The sequence below is a fragment of the Rhodococcus sp. JVH1 genome, from assembly GCF_000280725.2.
Lineage (GTDB): Bacteria > Actinomycetota > Actinomycetes > Mycobacteriales > Mycobacteriaceae > Rhodococcus_F > Rhodococcus_F jostii_A.
In genome coordinates, this window is the sequence record NZ_CP166289.1 from 5,033,938 (window position 1) to 5,051,054 (window position 17,117).

The following is a 17,117-nucleotide window of genomic DNA, read 5'->3' on the forward strand; positions in this document are numbered from 1 at the left end:
CGGACCGTGTACTCGGGGTGCGGGCGAGCCACCTGAGTGGCGCTCGTCACAGCATGAGAGCATATGGACAGGCCAAATGCAAAGGACAGACCAAACGGCCTCAAGCGGTTCCCACAGTCGCTCCCCGCCGAGACCCGAAGTCGAACATCCTGCTCGCGATGCGACGAAGTTGGAGCTCGTCCGTACCTTCCGTGATGCGGTAGCGGCGGTGGTGGCGGTAGATGTGCTCGAACTGCTTGTGGCGGGTGTATCCGACACCGCCGTGGATCTGGATCGCGCGGTCGGCGGCCCGACACGCGAGCTGGTTGCTGCGCAGATTCACCATCGCGACCTTGTCGGTGACGGCCGTCTTCCCGAGCTCGTCCATCATCGCGGCGGTCTTGTAGATCGTGTTGCGGATCAGTTCCGCGTCGGTCTGTAATTCCACCAGCTGCCATTGGATGCCCTGGTGCTCGTGCAGGGGCTTGCCGAAGACGACCCGTTCCTGCGCGTACCGCACGCTCTCGTCTATGCAGTACTGCGCGGCGCCGAGCGAAGACGCCGCCTGCCGGATGCGGTTCTCGTGAACGAACAGTTGGGCGCAGTCGAGTCCGCGGCCGACCTCGCCGACCACGGCTCCCGCGGGCACCCGCACGTCGTCGAGATGGACCTCCGAATGGTCGCTGGGCATGTTGAACGTCCAGTGGTTGAACGGCACCGAGAAGCCGGGGGCGTCCGTCGGCACGAGGAACGCGGTGATCCCGTCCGCCTTGCCCGCCTGCCCCGACGTGCGTGCGAACACGAGGTCGACCTCGGAACAGTCGACCAGGCTGTTGAAGCGCTTCGCCCCGGTGATCACCCAGTCTTCGCCGTCGCGCCGGGCCGTCGTCTCCAGATACGTCGCGTCGCTGCCGTGCCCCGGCTCGGTGAGTCCGAACGCGATCTCGATGTCGCCGCGGATCAGCGGTTCGAGGTACTGCTCCCGCTGTTCCGCGGTGCCGTATTCGTGGAGTACGAGGGCGAGCGGCAGGTTCGCGACCACCGACGCCTCGTCGGAATGGGGGAAGTGCAGGCCCGAACCCCGGGTGAGAAGGTGTTCGCGGACGACGGCCATCGCGAGGTTGCTGCCGTCGTTCCCGCCGAGCGCCCGCGGCAGTGGAAACCGGAAGAAGCCGGCGGCATCGGATCGACGCCGTGCCTCGAGCAGCAACTCGCGCCATTCCTGCTTCGGAAACCCGTCCCGCTCCCAGTCCGTGCGCGCGTACTCGCGGCGGTGATCGAAGAACTGCGGGTGCTTGGCCTCGAGCGGCACGATCTCACGGTCGATGAACGCGTCGAGGTCGGTGACGAACTGCTGCACGTCGTCGGGAATGGTCCAGTCCATGGGGCGTCCTCCGATTCGGGATCCGATGTCTCGGACGCTAGGGAGCGACGGGATCCGCGGCCAGGAGGTCGTCGCGCCGCACTGTTGATTTCTCCAGTGCGGGTGAGGACGACTCCATTGATCGTGGGGAATTCCGTGGTTGCATGCGGGAATGCTGAAGCTGAACGGTATCGACGAGTTGACAGCGAGGGTCGGCACCGACCTCGGCACGACGGACTGGCACGACGTGACCCAGGACCGCATCACGGCGTTCGCGCACGACACCGAGGACTTCGAGCGAATCCACCTCGATCCCGAGCGGGGCCGGGAGGCCGGATTCGGCGGCACGATCGCCCACGGGATGTTCACCCTGTCGCTCGGGCCGAAGTTCCTCTACGAGATCTTCGAGATGAACGGGCACTCGCTTGGCCTCAACTACGGCTTCGATTCGGTGCGGTTCCTGAATCCTGTCCGGGTCGGCTCCCGGATCCGCATGACGGCGCGACTGCAGGATGCGCGGCCGATCGACGGCGGATACAGGTTCACGATCCGTCAGACCTTCCAAATCGAGGGCTCCGACAAGCCCGCCTGCGTCGCGGACGCGGTCGTGGCCTACTTCCACTGAACACGAGGAGAGTGACGTCCATGCGCGCAGTCGTCGTCGAGGACTTAACCGGCCCCGAGGCCGCCACCTTGGCAGAAGTGCCGGAACCTGTCGGCGCCCACCCACGCGCGGACGGACAGCGGCTGCTCGTCGACGTGCACGCCGCCGGTCTGTCGTTCATCGACCCGTTGCAGACCTGGGGCAAGTACCAGAACGGCGTGCCGACACCATACGTATGTGGCAGCGAATTCGCCGGTGTCGTGGTCGAGGCACCGGCCGGGACCGATTTCCGGCCGGGCGACAGGGTCGGGGGAATCGTCTGGCACGGTGCGCTCGCCGACCGCGCGCTGGCTCTGCCCGACTACACGGTGAAGCTCCCGGCGGCGATGTCATTCGTCGAAGGCGCTGCCCTGTACATGAATTACTCGACGGCCTGGTACGCATTTCATCGAGCGCAGATTCAGCCAGGGGAGTACGTCCTCGTCCACGGCGCAGCGGGCGGGGTGGGCACCGCCGCACTCGACCTCGCCGAGACCTTCGGCGCGAAGGCGATCGCTGTGGTCTCGAATGCCGAGAAGGCCGCGGTGGCCCGGCGATGCGGTGCACACGCGGTGGTCCGGTCGGACGGACCCTGGCTCGACGACGTCCGCGATCTGACGGACGGGCGCGGCGTCCACGTCGTGATCGACCCGGTGGGCGGTGACCGGTTCACCGACTCGCTCCGCTCGTTGCGGCAGGGCGGGCGGCTCGTCGTCGTCGGATTCACGGGAGGTTCGATCCCGACCGTGAAGGTCAACCGGCTCCTCCACCGCAACCTCACCGTCACGGGAATCACCATGGACAACATGGAAACCGAGTATCCGGGGACGCTGCGAATGGTCCGGGACGCCGTCGAGGGACTCGCCGCCGAGGGCGCGATCCGGCCGTTCGTCGGGGCGACGTTCCCGCTCGAGCAGGCGGCGACCGCCCTGCGCGCGCTTGACGACCGCGCCGCGACGGGGAAGGTTGTCGTCGAGGTGGTACCTCGCAATGTCACGGAGGTGGTACCTCGCAATGTCACGGAGGTGGTACCTCGCAATGTCACGGAGGTGGTGTCGTCGGCCTGATGCCGTCGGTCCTCAGGGCGCCACCGGTGCGCCGAGGACGGTGAGGCCGCGCTCGATCACCGCGGCGAGGCTGTCGGCGGCGACGACCAGGGCCGGGTCCGGATCGGGGCGTTTCCGGTTGCGCTTGACGAAGACCGAGATGGTGGACGCCGTCTTGTAGTGGCAGTAGGCCAGGAACCAGTCCAGGTCGGGAACCGGGACGTCACGCTCGGCGCGGTAGGCGCCCAACAGTTCGTCGCGGGAGGGCATTCCGGTGCCGGCCTCGACATCGGTCGTGGGACGGGACCGCCGGAACCGGTGGACCGGGTCGGTGTGCATCAGCAACCACGCCAGGTCGGTGCGGGGATCGCCGACGGACCAGATCTCCCAGTCGATGATCGCCGCGAGGTCTTTGCCGGAGAACAGCATGTTCGCGAGTCGGTAGTCGCCGTGCAGCAGGGTGGGTGCGACCGGTGCCGGGACCCGTTCGGCGAGACCGGCATGGAGTTCGGCGTGCCGGGGTGCGATGTCGTCGTCGACGGTGTCGAGGAGTCGCTGCCACCGCCCGAGTTCCTCCTGCACCGTGACGACGGGTTCGTCGCCGACTCCGAGCGCGACGGGATCGAGGTTCTGCATGCGGCCGAGCATGCGGGCGGCCGCATGGGCGCGGGCGGTGACTGCGCCGGGCGAGGGCGGGGAGTCGGCGACATCGAGCAGCGGCTCGTAGGACTGTCCGTCGACGAGAGTCATGGCGAAGAGCGGCGGTCGTTCGGCCGTCCCGTCCTCTTCGAAGAGAATCGACGGAACGCGGACGCCGGACGCGGCGCCGAGGAGACGGATGATGCGCGCCTGGCGGAGCACATCGCGGTTGCGGACCGGTTCCAGCCCGGGCGGAGCCATCTTGAGGACTATCTCGCTGTCGGGCAGGCCCGGTCGCGTCAGCGTGGCCCGGTACGTCAGGCTCGACACCCCACCCGGTAGCGCCGAGGGTGCGGACACCACGGCTCCCGGCCACCGGCGACCGGCCGCCTCGGTGGCCCGTGTGGTCAGAGTGTTCACGTCGAGTTCCGTCACGAGTCCACGATCGGGCCGGTATGCCGACACCGCAAACACGGAAGCGATTGCCGCTGAAGAAACCCACAGTGGCGTTCCATTCGATGCTTCGGCTGCCGCCCGACTGCGTGATAGAGGTTGCCTATGTCGAATACCGCCGATGACCGAAACATGCTGGAGCGATTCTCCTTGCGCGGGAAGGTGGCGATCGTGACGGGAGCATCCTCCGGACTCGGCGTGGCCTACGTATTCGCGCTGGCGCAGGCGGGCGCGGACGTCGTCCTCGGCGCCCGGCGCGGCGACAAACTGGCCGCGACCGCGGAGTTGGTGCGGCAATACAACCCCCGCGCGGTGGCGGTGGAGACCGATGTGACGCAGGTGGATCAGTGCAATCGGCTCGTCGATGCCGCCATCGACGCATTCGGGAAGGTGGACGTCCTCGTCAACAATGCGGGCACCGGCGGCGAGTACCACCACGTGACGCAGGATTCGCCCGACCACTTCCGGTCCGTCGTCGATGTCAACCTGCACGGCTCCTACTGGATGATCCAGGCGTGCGCGCGGGTGATGGGGGCGGGCAGTTCGATCGTGAACGTCTCCAGCGTCATGGCTCTCACGACCGCGAAGATGCCCGCCGCCGCATACAGCGCGAGCAAGGCGGCCGTCCTCGGCCTGACCCGCGACCTCGCCGCGCAACTCGGGCCGAGTGGAATACGCGTCAATGCCATTCTGCCGGGGGTCTTTCCGTCGGAGGCGACCGCGCACTACAGCGAGAACTACAAACGTAAGATCATCGATGCCAAGATTCCCCTCGGACGCATCGGCGATCCCGAAGACATCGCCGCGGTCGTGGTGTTCCTGGCGGGCGACGCGTCCGCGTACCTGACCGGGGTAAGTCTCCCCGTCGACGGGGGCGTGCTGGTGAACTGAGTGCGCGCGGGCGCCGTCAGCGCTGTGCCACCGAGGACGTGACCGTGCGGGTGTTCAGTCCGTCGCCGGCGTCGACGGTGAGGAACTGGCCGGTGACACTGCGAGCCGTAGGGGAGGCGAAGAACGCGACGGCGTCCGCGATGTCGGCCGGGTCGACGAAGCCGTTGGGCATCGATGCGAGCCACGCGTCCTGGATGTCCTGCGGCATGGACAGGATGCCGGAACTGGCGGTCATTCCGGGTAGGACCGCGTTGGCGGTGATGCCCAGGGCGACATTCTCGGCCGCAACGGTCTTGACCAGACCGAGCAGGCCGGCCTTCGTGGTGCTGTAGGAGACCTGGGCCGGCATGCCCTGCGTGCCTGCGGTACTGGAGATGACGACGACGCGCCCGTACCGCCGTTCCCGCATTCCCGACAGGCACTGCTGGAGCACTCGAAAGGTCCCGGTGAGATTGACGTCGAGATCCTTCCGCCACTTGTCGATCGACAAGCTGTGCGCGGCACCGAACATCGTCGTCAGCCCCGCGTTCGCGACGTAGACGTCGATGTCGTCGAGTGCCGGCAGTTCGTCGGCGGACATGTCGGCCTGATACGTGCAGCCAGGTGAACAGTCGAGAGTGACGACCTCCATCCCGTCGGCCTCGAGGCGGGCGACGATGGCCTTGCCGATCCCGCCCTCGTGTGCGGCACCGGTCACCAGGGCCTTGCGGCGGCGCGGGTCGGTCATGCGGTTCTCCGTTCGTCGGTGAGCGACGCGGTGTCGTCCTTCGCATCGGCGCAACGACTTTCGGCGTGGAGTGCCGGATAGTCGCGTAGCCGAAGGACGAGTAGTGCGGTGTGGATGCTCAGTTGATGGGTCGCGTCGCCGGTGACGTCGAGACCGGTAAGGGTGTGCACCCGCGACAACCGGAGACGGACCGTGTTCTCGTGCACGCCCAGCCTGGTGGCGGTGCGGCGCATGCCGCGATTCTCCTCGAACCAGACGGCCAGTGTGCGAATCAGTTCGGCCGACGCGACATCGTCGTCGAGGAGGGGGCCGAGCATGTCGTCGATGAAGTGCCGAATCGCCGACACCTCGCCGTTCGCCAGGAACAGCCGGGCGGGTCCCAGATCGTCGACGGCGAGAACGCGGTGTCCGGTTCCGTCGGTGAAACGGTCGATGCAGCGCACGACCTCCCGGGCCTCCCGATATGCGCGGACGAACGAATCGGGTTCGTACACGGACGACACCCCGGCAATCAACCCGCCCGTCGGGCTCAGTTCGGTGACCGCGGCCTCGAGGGTCGCGGTGATGCGCCTGACGACGGTCGGCGATGCGGCATGCGCGGGCGCCTCGATGAGCAGGAGGATTCCCTCCGACCCGCGCGTCGACAGCACCTCCAGGCCGAGCGCCCGCTCGGTGTACTCGGCGAGGGTGCGGTCCAGATCGTCGGGCGCTCCCTCGGGTTCGCGGACATACACCAGGGCGCGGTGGGCGTGGACGTTCACACCGAGGTATTCGGCACCGGCCGCGAGATCGGCCCAGGCGCCGGAGCCGCGAACGAGTTGGCGGGCGAGATTCGACCGGGCGTTCCAGGCGACCCGCGTGATTCGACGCTGAGTGAGGAACTGCGCCCCGATGCGACGGGCGCAGCGGAGGGTCACGTACTCGTCCGTGGGAACGAACGGCGTGGGTTGTTCGTCGACGACGAGCCATCCGAGGTGTTCACCGCGTTCGACGATCGCGCTGAGGATCTTGCGCCGCGACAACCCGGTGCCCAGTTCGGCAGCGATGAGGACGGGGTCCGCGCCGGTCGGGGTCGGCTGCCCGCCCACGATGTCGCCGAGTGGTGGGAACGCGGTCTGCCTGGCCGCCTCGGGTCGGGTGGACGCAACGATGTGGCCCTTGCGATCGAACAGGGTCACCGCCTTTCCGGTGGCCTCGGAGCAGACCCGGACGATAGCGGACAGGCAGTCGACCGCGACGGCGGCGTCGTCGAGAAGTTCGTCGAACATGCTGAGCGGCAGATGCTTACGGCCGCTGTGCTCGTCGGAGGTGGGCATCGACGTCAGCGGTGATGGTCGAGGAGCAGCGCGCGGACCGAGGCCGTGTGCTCGATGGCCGATTCCATCGACGTGGTTGCCGGGACCAGGGTGATGTTGTCGGCGCCTGCCTCGACGAACGAGTTCAGCCACTCGGCCACCTGCTCGGGGGTGCCGGCGGGTGCGAGATGTCGGAACTTCTCGCGCGGTAACTGGTACAGCGCCTGCATTTTCTCGCCGACCAGACGATCTGCGACCGCGGCATCGGTGTCGAGGCCACACCACACGTTGACACCGAACGAATCCGGAGCGCGGTTCTCCTTCGCTGCGGCGTCGAGGATCGCGGTTCGCGTCTCGGCGAAGCGCCGCGGAGTGCAGAAGATACCGAGCCAGCCGTCGCCGTACCGGGCGGTGCGGCGGATGGCGGATTCGCCGCGGCCACCGATCAGGATCGGCACCTGCGGTTGAGGCATCGGCAGGATGCGCGCGCGGTCGAGGGTGAAGAACTCGCCGTGATGCGTTACCTCCTCGCCGGTGAGGACGGCGCGCAATACGTCGAGGGTCTCGTCGAGGCGACGGCCGCGGGTGCTGGGGTCGACCCCGCTGTTCGAGATCTCGGAGCGGTCCTCGCCGCCCACACCGGCGCCGAGGACCAACCGGCCGGGAGCGATCTGCGACAGCGTCGCTATCTGGCGCGCAGCGAGCATCGGATGCCGCAGACCGAGCAGGTAGACACCGATGATCACCGACAGCGTGTCGTGGGCCGACAGCACGGACGTCGCCGACACCATGCCGTCGAACCCGGTACCGCCGTGGAAGCTGATGTGGTCACCGACGGTGATGTGGTCGATCCCCGCCTCTGCCGCGGAATCGAGGAGAAGCCGCCGATCTGCGGGTTTCGGCACAAGGAGTGCGTCGGTGACCGACAATCCCACTCTGATCGACACGCTGATCTCCTCTCATGCGAATGGACTGACCATAAACTTTTCAACCAGCGGATGGCAAGGCCGGGGTGTGCAACGCCGCGGTCACAGCATCGAGCTGCCACCGTTCACGCTGATCACTTGACCGGTGACGTAGGACGCTTCTTCGGACGCGACGAAGGCAACTGTGGCCGCTACTTCTTCGACCGTTCCAGGGCGATCCATCGGGATGAGGGTGCGCATCTGGGCGCCGAATATCGCCATGTCGTCTTTCACTTCGGGCGGTGCGGAGGCCAACTTGGCGGCGGCCTCCGGCGTCTCGATCCATGCCGGAGCGACCGTGTTCACGGTGATTCCGGAATCCGCGAACTCCCGCGCGAGCCCGGTTCCGAATGCATGAACTCCACCCTTCGCGGCGTTGTAGATCGCGTGCCGGTACAAACCATTGCGTACAGATTCGGCTCCGATGTGGACGATCCGGCCGTATCCGGCGTCCACCATGTGGGGTAGTGCTTCGAGCGTGGTGTACAGGGTGGTCCAGAGATTGCGGTCGATGGTGGCCCGCAATGTTTCCTCGGTGTGGTCGAACGTCGGAAGGATGACGCCGCCGCCCGCGCAGTTCACCAGCACGTCTATCGCACCGCGTTCGGTGACCGTCCTCCGGATGAGGTCGGCGGCATCCTCTCGTTGCGAGAGGTCTCCGACGACCGTGGTCACCGACGCCGCGTTGCCGGAGCGAAGGTGTTCGGCGACCGCCTCCACGGCGTCCGCACTGAGGTCTCCGAGAACGAGATCGGCACCCTCATCCGCCAGCCGCACGGCGATGGCGCGGCCGATGCCGCTGCCGGCCCCGGTGACAACCACGGTCCGGCCTTTGAACCTGTTCATGTTGTGGTATTACCTTCCGCTGGAATGCGCTGCACGCGAGAGCGTTCAGTCTTCGTTCGGTGCTATGTACACCCGGCCGTCGGTCACGACAGTTCGGTACTTCTTCAGTGCGAGAACCGCGGGAAAGCACAGGGGCGCCCCGGTGCGGACGTCGAACCGGGCCATGTGGAGCGTGCAGAGCACCTCGTACCCCTCGAGCTCGCCCTCCTCGCCCAGCGACCACTTCTCGTGACTGCAGGAGTCGGACGTGGCGAAGAACTCGCCGTCGACGCGAAAGACGGCGATCCCGCCATCCGCGTTCAACCGGAGGTTTTCACCGTCGGTCAGATCGTCCTCGTTGCACGCGAAGATCAGTGCTTCGGTGGACACTTCTGGTGCCATGGTCGGCCCTCTCGTAAAGCGCGGATGCGTTCAGATGATGAAGCTGATCTTGCCCTGGGGATCGAGCATGTCGTGAGCCAGAACGGCACGCTTTCGACGGATCAGGAACGACGAGTTCCGGGGGACGAGCTCGTACTCGTATCGGCCGACGTACGTGTCGAACTTGCCGGCCTTTGCCCGGTTGATGATGAAATTTGCGGTGACGGAGATCGATTCGTCGGTTTCGTCGAGAATCTGCACGTTGCCGACGATCCGGCTCGTCTGAGAATGCGGAAACTCGGCGTGCGCTTCGGGCTTCTTTAGGCGGATCACGCGCTGTTCGAGCATGGTGCGACCGTCGTGGATGAGCGACCAGGTGAGACCGGGGTCTGCGTCCGGACGGTCCGTGGCGGGCACCTCGTACGTGCAATCGAGAGTGAACAGATCGAGCCACTCCTCGAGCCGCCATCGATCGATCAGGCCGGCTTCGTGGAAGAGGAACTCCTCGACTGCGCTACGAGTGGTGATGGACGGTGTCTCCGATACGGAAGTCATAGGGATGTCCTTCTGAGATGACGAGCTGCGTTGTGGATGATTCGGTGTGATCCAGCGAGGTCAGGCATCGACACCCTGTTTGTCGAAGGGGACGAAGGACGTTCCCTCGGTGGGGAGCTGTTCTCCGGTGATGCGCCTGTTCCATTCTCGCCACCACGACCGCATCTGCAGTTCGTCGTTGGCCGCCGGGACGGGCTTGCCCATTCCCTTCGACACGTCGGACCAGCCGACCTCGCCGCGTGCGCCGAACCCCTTCTGGGCCTGCTCGAGCGCCTCGACATCGTCCGGGGTTGCGAGCCCCGCCGGTCCCCAGAACGTGAGCGCGTTGTTGATGCGATATTTGACGAACTCCTCGTCGACGCCCTTGGGGATGATCTGCCAGCCGGTGACGAGGGTTTCGGCTGCGCTGACCGGGTAGAACGTGCGCAGCGTCAGTCCGAAGCTGAGGTCGATCAGGATGAGGCTGGGAAAGAACACCGAGTTTCGTGCGAGACCGAACATCGCGTTGGCGTAGTTCTCACCGAACGCCTGCTCAGCCTGTGATCGAAGGCCGGCGAGGGTCTGTTTCACACTGTCGGTTGCCAGCGGCAGTGCGTTGGCCGGATACATCAGTGTGGCATGCCCGTTCGGGAACTCGGTGCCCATACCGGCCGGCGCGACACCGTTGACGGTGTCCTTGCCGAGCATCGGGGGTGTGGCACCCAGTTCCATCATCATCTCGAAGTAGGTGTGGTGGACGGACTTGGCGTGATATCCGTCGATGCTGTTCTCCACGAGGAGCTTCCAATTGGCCTTCAGCGAATACTTGTGCGTTCCCTCCAGGATGGCGACGCCTTCGGGGGACTGATCGGCTGCCAGATCGATGAAGTGGCGGGCTTCACCGAGGAACGTCAGCAGATCCGGTGCGTCGGGATCGAAGTTCACGAAGTAGAGCCCGCGGTAGGAGTCCACCTGTGCGGGGGACTGCAGGCCCTTGTACACGGCCGCCGGCTCGCTCTTGTAGTCCTCGTTGCCGGGCACGTTGACCAACTCGCCCGAATTCCGGTACGCCCAGCCGTGGTAGAAGCAGGTGAAGATCTTGGCGTTGCCGGAGCTGTGCCGGCAGACGGAGGACCCGCGGTGCAGGCAGGTGTTGAGCAGCACCCGGACGTCACCGTGGCGGTCGCGGTTGAAGATCACCGGCCGGCCGCCGACGTCCCGGGTCTGGAAGTCGTTCTTGCCTGGAATTTCGGACTCGTGTCCGACGTAGAGCCACGTCTTGCCGAAGATCTCTTTTCGCTCGCGCTGCAACACGTCTTCAGAGGTGAAGGCTTCACGGTTGACCCGGAAGAGGTTGTTCTCGCGGTCGTCGATGATGAATTGCTCTGCGGTCATGAGGATGATCCGTTCTGATGAGTGCGGGCTGCGGCGGCGGGAGTCAGTGCTGGTCGGTGACGGCGGGATTGGCTGCGGCGAGGTCCCGGAAGAGCCAACTGTCGGGATCGGAGCCCGTGGCCGGAACGACCAGCACGGCGGTGGGGCCGATTGCCATCCAGTTTCTTCCGTCGTCGTCCGGTTCGGCGGGCAGAATTTCGACGGTCGTGAAGACCTCGTTGCTCAGGTCGTGGGTCCCGATGATCAGGTTGACCTTGCAGCCCTCGGTCTCGATGTGCAGGATCTTGTCCGGGCCGCCTTTGAAATGCTGGATCTGACGCATGATTACCTTCCTTATCGGGCGGGGGTCTGTTGGCCGACGAGGTCCCCGAGACTCCCGCCGCGACGGTGGTTCTTGCGAAACGCCGCGACGACTCGGGCGTCGTTGACGCTGACCTGGGCGATCGGCCTGTCGTCGGCGTCGGTGTAGACGGCACGGAACCGGCCCTCCGACATCGACCCCTCACGGTGGGCGAGTTCGCCGAGCGACGGCATCCCGACGATCTGGATCCGGGAGCCGTACTGGTCGGACCACACGTACGGAAGCTGCGGTGCAGGAGGCTCGCCGCCGGTGACGATCGCGGCGACGGCGTCGGCCTGCTCGCCGGCACTGGTCCAGTGCTCGATCCGAGCAGTCACACCCAACAGCGGATGCCGACGCAGAGCGAGGTCGCCTATGGCGAAGATCGACGGGAAGCCTTCGACCTCGAAGCGGTCGGTGCACTGCACCCCGCCGTCGATGGGAAGCCCACTTCCCCCGAGCCACTGCGTATTCGGTACTGCGCCGACGCCGACGACGACGAGGTCGGCGGGTACTTCAGTTCCGTCGGCGAGGGCGACCCCTTCGACCCGCTCGCTGCCTAGGAAACGCTCGACCCGCGCTCCGGTGACGAGCTTTGCCCCGCCCAGTGTGTGGATCGAGGAGATCTCATGACCGACCTCGTCGCCGAAGATGTGACTCATCGGGACGTCGAGTGCCTCGATCAGGGTGACGTCGAGTCCCCGGCCTCTCGCCGCGGAGGCGAATTCGGCGCCGATGAATCCGGCCCCGACCACGGCCACGCGGGGCCTTCCGGCGAGAGCGTCCCGTAGAGCCGTCGCGTCGTCGAGCGTGCGCAGCGTGTGAACCCCCGGTACGGCAGGAATGGGGAGGGACCGCGCATGGGCGCCGGTCGCGATCACCAATTGCACGTAGGAGAACTGCTCGCCGGTGTGGGTGAGCACCACCCGCCGTGCCGGGTCCAGGCGGGTGGCGCGCACGCCCAACCGGACGTCGAGGTCGAACTCTGCTGCGAGGTCGGGGGTGAGGAGGCGCGGCACGTCCGGAACATCTCCCTCGGCCAGAAGATCCTTGGACAGCGGGGGCTTGTCGTACGGCCAGTGCTCCTCGCTCTCGAGGAGCACGATGCGCCCGGCGAAACCGCGCTGCCGCAGAGCGATTGCTGTTCTGGTGCCTGCAACCGAGGCGCCGACGATCAGGAAGGACATAGTCGAAACGTAGCGACGTCGCGCGCCCGCGTGGTGCGTAGTTCCGGCCGCTGGAACACCTCAGAGTGCAGATCAGCCCGGATGCACTCGTCGCACGATGCGCAGTACGGCCGCTCCTCCAGCGTTGGTTACGACAGCCGCCGCGGCCATACACAACAATGTCGCCGCCGTGCCGATCGCGAACGAACTGTGCAGCCAAGCGATCGCGGTCGGTAATCCGAACCCCAGGTAGCCGAGGCAGTAGACCCGCCCGGTCATGGTCCCCAACCTGCCGGGCGGAGCCAATCGCTCACAGTCGCGCAGGCAACCGACCAACGTCAACCCGTAGCCGATCCCCAGCACTGATGCGGCGACCACGGCCAGCCAGAGCGCCTCGGTTGCGGCGGCGCCGGCGGCCGCGAGCGTGCCGGTTACAACGAGTGCCACTCCTGTCGGCCGCGCCGGACCCGTTCGCCGTTCGGCGGTCCCGACCAGCCGCTGCGCGAGGAAGCCCAAACCCAGACTGAGGAGACATAGCAGTCCGGAGAAAGCAGTGGCGAAGCCGTTCAGTTGGGGCGCGACGATGGACGGGAGGACCGCGTAGGCGATACCCAGCGCGCCGAAGATCCACGGAGCCGCGGGGATCACCAGGAGATGAAATGCGCCGGGGAGTGGTGTTCGCGCCGGCGCCCTGCCCGGCGGTACCGCCGGTGTGCGTGCTGTCTTCGGTGTGAATCGCACGACCAGCACCGCACCGGCAGCGCAGAGGATCACGTGCAGGGCATAAGGCGCAGTGGTCGGCGCGGGTGCCCACTGGGCGAGGGCGCCCGCGGCGCCGGCGCCCACGGCGAATCCGCTGGTCAGACTCATCGCCGACGCTCGTGGAGCGCGGCCGGGTGTGTTCGTCAGCGAGTCGAGCGCCAGCCCGCCGAGCACCATCCCGATGCCCAGTGCCACGCCGGTCGACATTCGCCCGGCGAACATCAGAACGGGGTTGTGCGACCCAGCCGCGACCAGGATCGAACCCAGTGCGCTCGCGGGCACGGCGAGGACCAGGGGAGCCCGGGGGCCCCACCGCTCGGCGAGTCGATGGGCGAGCAGAAGCGAAGGTATCAAGCCGATCACATACGCGAACAGCAGCGTGTTTACGGCGAGTTCGCTGTACCCGCGCTCCGCCCGGTACATGGTCAGCAACGGCGTGAACTGATTACCTCCCCACGCCACCACGAACATTGCCGCGCAGACTGAAAGCCAGGTCCGGTCACGACGACCGGGTTCCCGCGCCTCCGTCGTGGGGGTTGGTGACTTTCCGGTCGAAGCAGTGTGCGGCACAGACATCGAACACGTCCTAGGTTTCGCGAGGGGGTGAAACGGCCGAAAGGCCGACACCGAATCCTGAGATTCGGAGCCGGCCGTCGGTGGAGAAGTCAGGCAGGGACCAGGGAGCGATCGATCAACGGCAGTTCGGGGCGGCGATCGGAGACGCCGGCGGCATCGGCGAGGTCGCCCGAGACCGTGCCGTCCCGGAAGAACTCCAGGAAGACCGGGTTGAACAAGTCGGGCCGGTCGGTCTGGCCCTGGTGGCCGCATTCGTCGGGGTAGAAGAACTGGACATTGGGCAGGTGGTCTTCCTGGACGTATCCCCACTCGACCGGAGTCAGGATGTCCTGGCGGCCGTACAGGTAAAGCCCCGGAGTGCTCAACCGGTCCAGACGCCCCTTGGTGGCCAGACGGGCGGCGCGATTCTCGTCTGTCCAGTCGGTGATCCGGCGGTACTGCAGGAGAGTGGGCCAGAACTTCGCGTGCGCGTCCATCCGGTCCCTCGCCGAGAGGTAACGCATGTCGATCAGATCCTCACTGATCGCCTCGCCGCGGTGGATGATCGCCTCCATCATCGTGCGCATTCCCTCGCGTGTGCCGTCGTAGGCGGTGAGACGGAACTCGCCCGCCGGCGGTGTCAAATGTTCCGGGACCACGTCGCCGACGTCTCCCGCGATCAGGATGAAGCTCTTGACCTTGTCCGGGTGTGCGACGGTGTAGTTGACCGTGTTCATGCAACCCATGGAATTGCCCGCGAGGTGGAACTCGTCGAGGCACAGCGCGGTGGCGAACTGGTCGATGAAGTCGACGAAGGACTCCATGCCGTCCGGCCAGTACTCCTCCCGCGTGTCCGACAGGCCGAAGCCCGGCATGTCGGGGCAGTAGACGCGAAAACCGTTCTCGCCGAGGTAAGGAGCCATGAAGCGCCATCCCGCGAGACCCGACGACCCGGGTAGGCCGCCGTGGAGCAGGATCACGGCGGGGCCGGACGTGCCGGCAGTCATGTAATGCGCGCGAGCGCCGTTCGCCAGTCGGACCCACCGGCTGGCGAGCCCGGGAACGTCGACGAGATTTTCATCAGTGAGTGCCATAGTGATCTTCCTTTATCGGTGAGAAGTGATCGGTGACGAGCGCGCCCGAGGACAGTCCGAGGAATTCGAGTGCGTTGTCGCGCAGGATTCTCGGTACCGTTCCGGGCGGCAGGTACTGTGCCGCAGAGTCCAAGTCCGCCAGTCCACCTTCGGGTTGACCCGGGATGAACGGGTGATCGCTACCGAGCAGCACCCTGTTCGAGCCGAAGCGGTGCACCAATGCCGGCAGGTGGGCCGCATCGAACACCAAGGTGTCTGCATACAGCCGCGATACGAGGTGGTCCAGCTCCTCGGGGAGGTGGGTGGCGGCAATCTGCGCGCCGAGGCGCAGTCGCGGGTACGCCCAGGGGAAGGTGCCGCACCCGTGGACCATCGCGATGCGCAGTCCTCGATGGCGGTCCAGAACCCCGCCGAAGACGAGCGCGGTGGCCGCCAACGCGGTGTCCGACGGCATCCCCAGTCCGAAGTCGTAGGTGAATCCGGAACGGCGCACCGCGCCGCCGCCGCCGTCGACGGGATGGACGAGCACCGCGAGCCTGAGGCTGTCGGCGGCGTCGAAGAAGTACGCCAGCGCCGGGTCGTCCAACTCCATTCCATTGATTCGCGTGCCGATCTCGACGCCGCGAAGACCCAAAACCTCGGAAAGGTAACGTAGTTCGGCCAGGCAGCCGGGAGGTGACCCGAGGGGGACGGTTCCGATGCCGATGAGTCTGCCGTTACTTTCTGCCACCGCGCCGGCGATGGACTCGTTGATCCACCGGCAGTACGCGGCGAACGGTGCGGCCGGGGCACCGTACGCCAGTGTGACCGGAACGGGAGAGATCGCCTGCACCCCGATACCGGCACGATCCATGTCCTCCAGACGCGCCCGTACGTCCCAGAGTGGGCGCCGGACGACGCGGAAGTTGTCGGACCCGCGAACCAGCCTTCCCTCTGCCGGAGAGTCGACCACCAATCGAGGTGCTCGCGAAAAACCTGCGATGACCTCGGCAGGAGGAGCGCCCGGGGGGAAGTAGTGCGCATGCACATCGATGGTGCCGGGTGGAACCACGAGGTCTCCTTTCGTGCGCAACCTGTTGTTCGAGGGAACGTTAGGTGGTAACCCGAGACGGCGGCGGCCGCTGTTCCGGGGGCTGGAACCGGGCGGTGAAACCCGTACCCTGAATGCCGGCACGTTGTGACCGCCGTTACAGTGGGTTTCCCCGTGGGTCGGCGGAGCGGAGAGTGCGGAGGCCCGGATGGTGCACATGGCAGAAGACAAGCAAGACGTCGGTGGCGCGGAGAGTACGCCTCCCTCCATCCTGGCGAAAGCGTTCTTGGTCATCGGAGCGTTCAACGAGCGTGATCGGGTGCTGACACTGACTCAGATCAGCAGGAAGACGGGTCTGCCCAAGTCGACGGTCCACCGATTGCTGCAGCGTTTGGGTGAGCTGGATGTGATCGAGGAACACGGTGCGGGGTACAGGCTCGGCATTCGGCTGCTGCAGTTGGTTTCTTCTATGCCGGTGGACGGAATGCGTGAGGTGGCGTTGCCGCATCTTGCGCAGTTGCAGGCGTGGTCGAAGGAATCCGTGCACTTCGGGGTGCTCCGGGGCAACGAGGTCGTCGTGCTGCAGGCGCTCTTCGCCGTGGATCACGCGCGGCCCATCGGGGAGGTGGGCACCCGGATCCCCGCGCACCTGTCCGCGATGGGCCGGGCGATGATGGCGTACCTGCGTGAAGACGAGCTCACCGAACTGCTGTCCGGCCCCCTCGTCGGAATCACGCCGAAGTCCATCACGGACCCGGCCCGGATTCGCGAAGAATTGAAGCAGGTGCGGGTATCGGGAGTTGCCGTCCAGAAGGATGGTGTGGTTCTCGGCCTGGGCAACATCGCTGCGCCCGTCCTGATCAAAGGCCGGCCGATGGGTGCTGTCGCCGTTCAATTCGACTCGTCGAAGCAGGTTTCGGAGTCGGTGATCAACGCCGTGAAGCTGACTGCGCACCGCATTTGTAGTGACACCACCCAGATGCTCGCCCAGGGTAGGGGAGATCTGTTTCCGTTCGACGATTGATCACCGCGTT

At 66.2% G+C, this 17,117-nt stretch carries 18 protein-coding genes; 4 read left to right on the forward strand and 14 right to left on the reverse strand.

Annotation, left to right across the window (positions count from 1 at the left end):
• Positions 1-100: 100 nt before the first annotated feature.
• A complete protein-coding gene (locus JVH1_RS23250; RefSeq protein WP_009475515.1) occupies positions 101-1,363 on the reverse strand; it encodes an acyl-CoA dehydrogenase family protein in 1,263 nt (420 codons plus the stop codon).
• 151 nt (positions 1,364-1,514) lie between these two features.
• Here JVH1_RS23250 and JVH1_RS23255 point away from each other — a divergent pair, with 151 nt between their 5' ends.
• Positions 1,515-1,967, forward strand: coding sequence for a MaoC family dehydratase (locus JVH1_RS23255; RefSeq protein ID WP_009475514.1), 453 nt, complete (start codon positions 1,515-1,517; stop codon positions 1,965-1,967).
• 20 nt (positions 1,968-1,987) lie between these two features.
• A complete protein-coding gene (locus JVH1_RS23260; RefSeq protein ID WP_009475513.1) occupies positions 1,988-3,052 on the forward strand; it encodes an NADPH:quinone oxidoreductase family protein in 1,065 nt (354 codons plus the stop codon).
• A 12-nt stretch (positions 3,053-3,064) separates the two neighbouring features.
• Here JVH1_RS23260 and JVH1_RS23265 read toward each other — a convergent pair whose 3' ends face one another.
• Complete coding sequence (locus JVH1_RS23265; protein WP_009475512.1) at positions 3,065-4,105, reverse strand: phosphotransferase family protein; 1,041 nt, start codon at positions 4,103-4,105, stop codon at positions 3,065-3,067.
• Between the two features lie 123 nt (positions 4,106-4,228).
• Here JVH1_RS23265 and JVH1_RS23270 point away from each other — a divergent pair, with 123 nt between their 5' ends.
• Positions 4,229-5,014 (forward strand): SDR family NAD(P)-dependent oxidoreductase, encoded by a 786-nt coding sequence (locus JVH1_RS23270; protein ID WP_009475510.1) that lies wholly within the window; start codon positions 4,229-4,231, stop codon positions 5,012-5,014.
• 16 nt (positions 5,015-5,030) lie between these two features.
• Here the strand turns inward: JVH1_RS23270 and JVH1_RS23275 are convergent, their stop codons facing one another.
• The 12 genes from JVH1_RS23275 to JVH1_RS23330 all read right to left on the reverse strand — a co-directional run bounded on the left by JVH1_RS23275 (position 5,031) and on the right by JVH1_RS23330 (position 16,104).
• Positions 5,031-5,741: an SDR family NAD(P)-dependent oxidoreductase gene (locus JVH1_RS23275; protein WP_009475509.1), complete on the reverse strand. Its 711-nt coding sequence runs from the start codon at positions 5,739-5,741 to the stop codon at positions 5,031-5,033.
• Positions 5,738-7,057 (reverse strand): CdaR family transcriptional regulator, encoded by a 1,320-nt coding sequence (locus JVH1_RS23280; protein WP_009475508.1) that lies wholly within the window; start codon positions 7,055-7,057, stop codon positions 5,738-5,740. Before JVH1_RS23280 ends, JVH1_RS23275 begins: the two co-directional genes overlap by 4 nt.
• Positions 7,058-7,062: 5 nt before the next feature.
• Complete coding sequence (locus tag JVH1_RS23285) at positions 7,063-7,983, reverse strand: LLM class flavin-dependent oxidoreductase (protein ID WP_009475507.1); 921 nt, start codon at positions 7,981-7,983, stop codon at positions 7,063-7,065.
• Positions 7,984-8,064: 81 nt separating this feature from the next.
• Positions 8,065-8,847, reverse strand: coding sequence for an SDR family NAD(P)-dependent oxidoreductase (locus JVH1_RS23290; RefSeq protein WP_009475505.1), 783 nt, complete (start codon positions 8,845-8,847; stop codon positions 8,065-8,067).
• A gap of 45 nt (positions 8,848-8,892) precedes the next feature.
• Positions 8,893-9,216 (reverse strand): non-heme iron oxygenase ferredoxin subunit, encoded by a 324-nt coding sequence (locus JVH1_RS23295; RefSeq protein ID WP_202803482.1) that lies wholly within the window; start codon positions 9,214-9,216, stop codon positions 8,893-8,895.
• A 42-nt stretch (positions 9,217-9,258) separates the two neighbouring features.
• On the reverse strand, positions 9,259-9,762 hold the full coding sequence (locus JVH1_RS23300) for an aromatic-ring-hydroxylating dioxygenase subunit beta (protein ID WP_009475503.1): 504 nt from the start codon (positions 9,760-9,762) through the stop codon (positions 9,259-9,261).
• A 60-nt stretch (positions 9,763-9,822) separates the two neighbouring features.
• Positions 9,823-11,136, reverse strand: coding sequence for a Rieske 2Fe-2S domain-containing protein (locus JVH1_RS23305; protein WP_009475502.1), 1,314 nt, complete (start codon positions 11,134-11,136; stop codon positions 9,823-9,825).
• Positions 11,137-11,179: 43 nt separating this feature from the next.
• Complete coding sequence (locus JVH1_RS23310) at positions 11,180-11,458, reverse strand: hypothetical protein (RefSeq protein ID WP_009475501.1); 279 nt, start codon at positions 11,456-11,458, stop codon at positions 11,180-11,182.
• Between the two features lie 11 nt (positions 11,459-11,469).
• Entirely contained in the window at positions 11,470-12,663 is a 1,194-nt protein-coding gene (locus JVH1_RS23315; protein WP_009475500.1) for an NAD(P)/FAD-dependent oxidoreductase, read from the reverse strand.
• Positions 12,664-12,735: 72 nt separating this feature from the next.
• Positions 12,736-13,980, reverse strand: coding sequence for an MFS transporter (locus JVH1_RS23320; RefSeq protein WP_371113028.1), 1,245 nt, complete (start codon positions 13,978-13,980; stop codon positions 12,736-12,738).
• 89 nt (positions 13,981-14,069) lie between these two features.
• Positions 14,070-15,053, reverse strand: a complete 984-nt coding sequence (locus JVH1_RS23325; protein ID WP_009475497.1) for an alpha/beta fold hydrolase — start codon at positions 15,051-15,053, stop codon at positions 14,070-14,072.
• Positions 15,040-16,104: an amidohydrolase family protein gene (locus JVH1_RS23330; RefSeq protein WP_009475496.1), complete on the reverse strand. Its 1,065-nt coding sequence runs from the start codon at positions 16,102-16,104 to the stop codon at positions 15,040-15,042. The genes JVH1_RS23325 and JVH1_RS23330 overlap by 14 nt, the downstream gene beginning before the upstream one ends.
• 196 nt (positions 16,105-16,300) lie before the next feature.
• Here JVH1_RS23330 and JVH1_RS23335 point away from each other — a divergent pair, with 196 nt between their 5' ends.
• A complete protein-coding gene (locus JVH1_RS23335) occupies positions 16,301-17,107 on the forward strand; it encodes an IclR family transcriptional regulator (protein WP_235214660.1) in 807 nt (268 codons plus the stop codon).
• Positions 17,108-17,117: the final 10 nt, after the last annotated feature.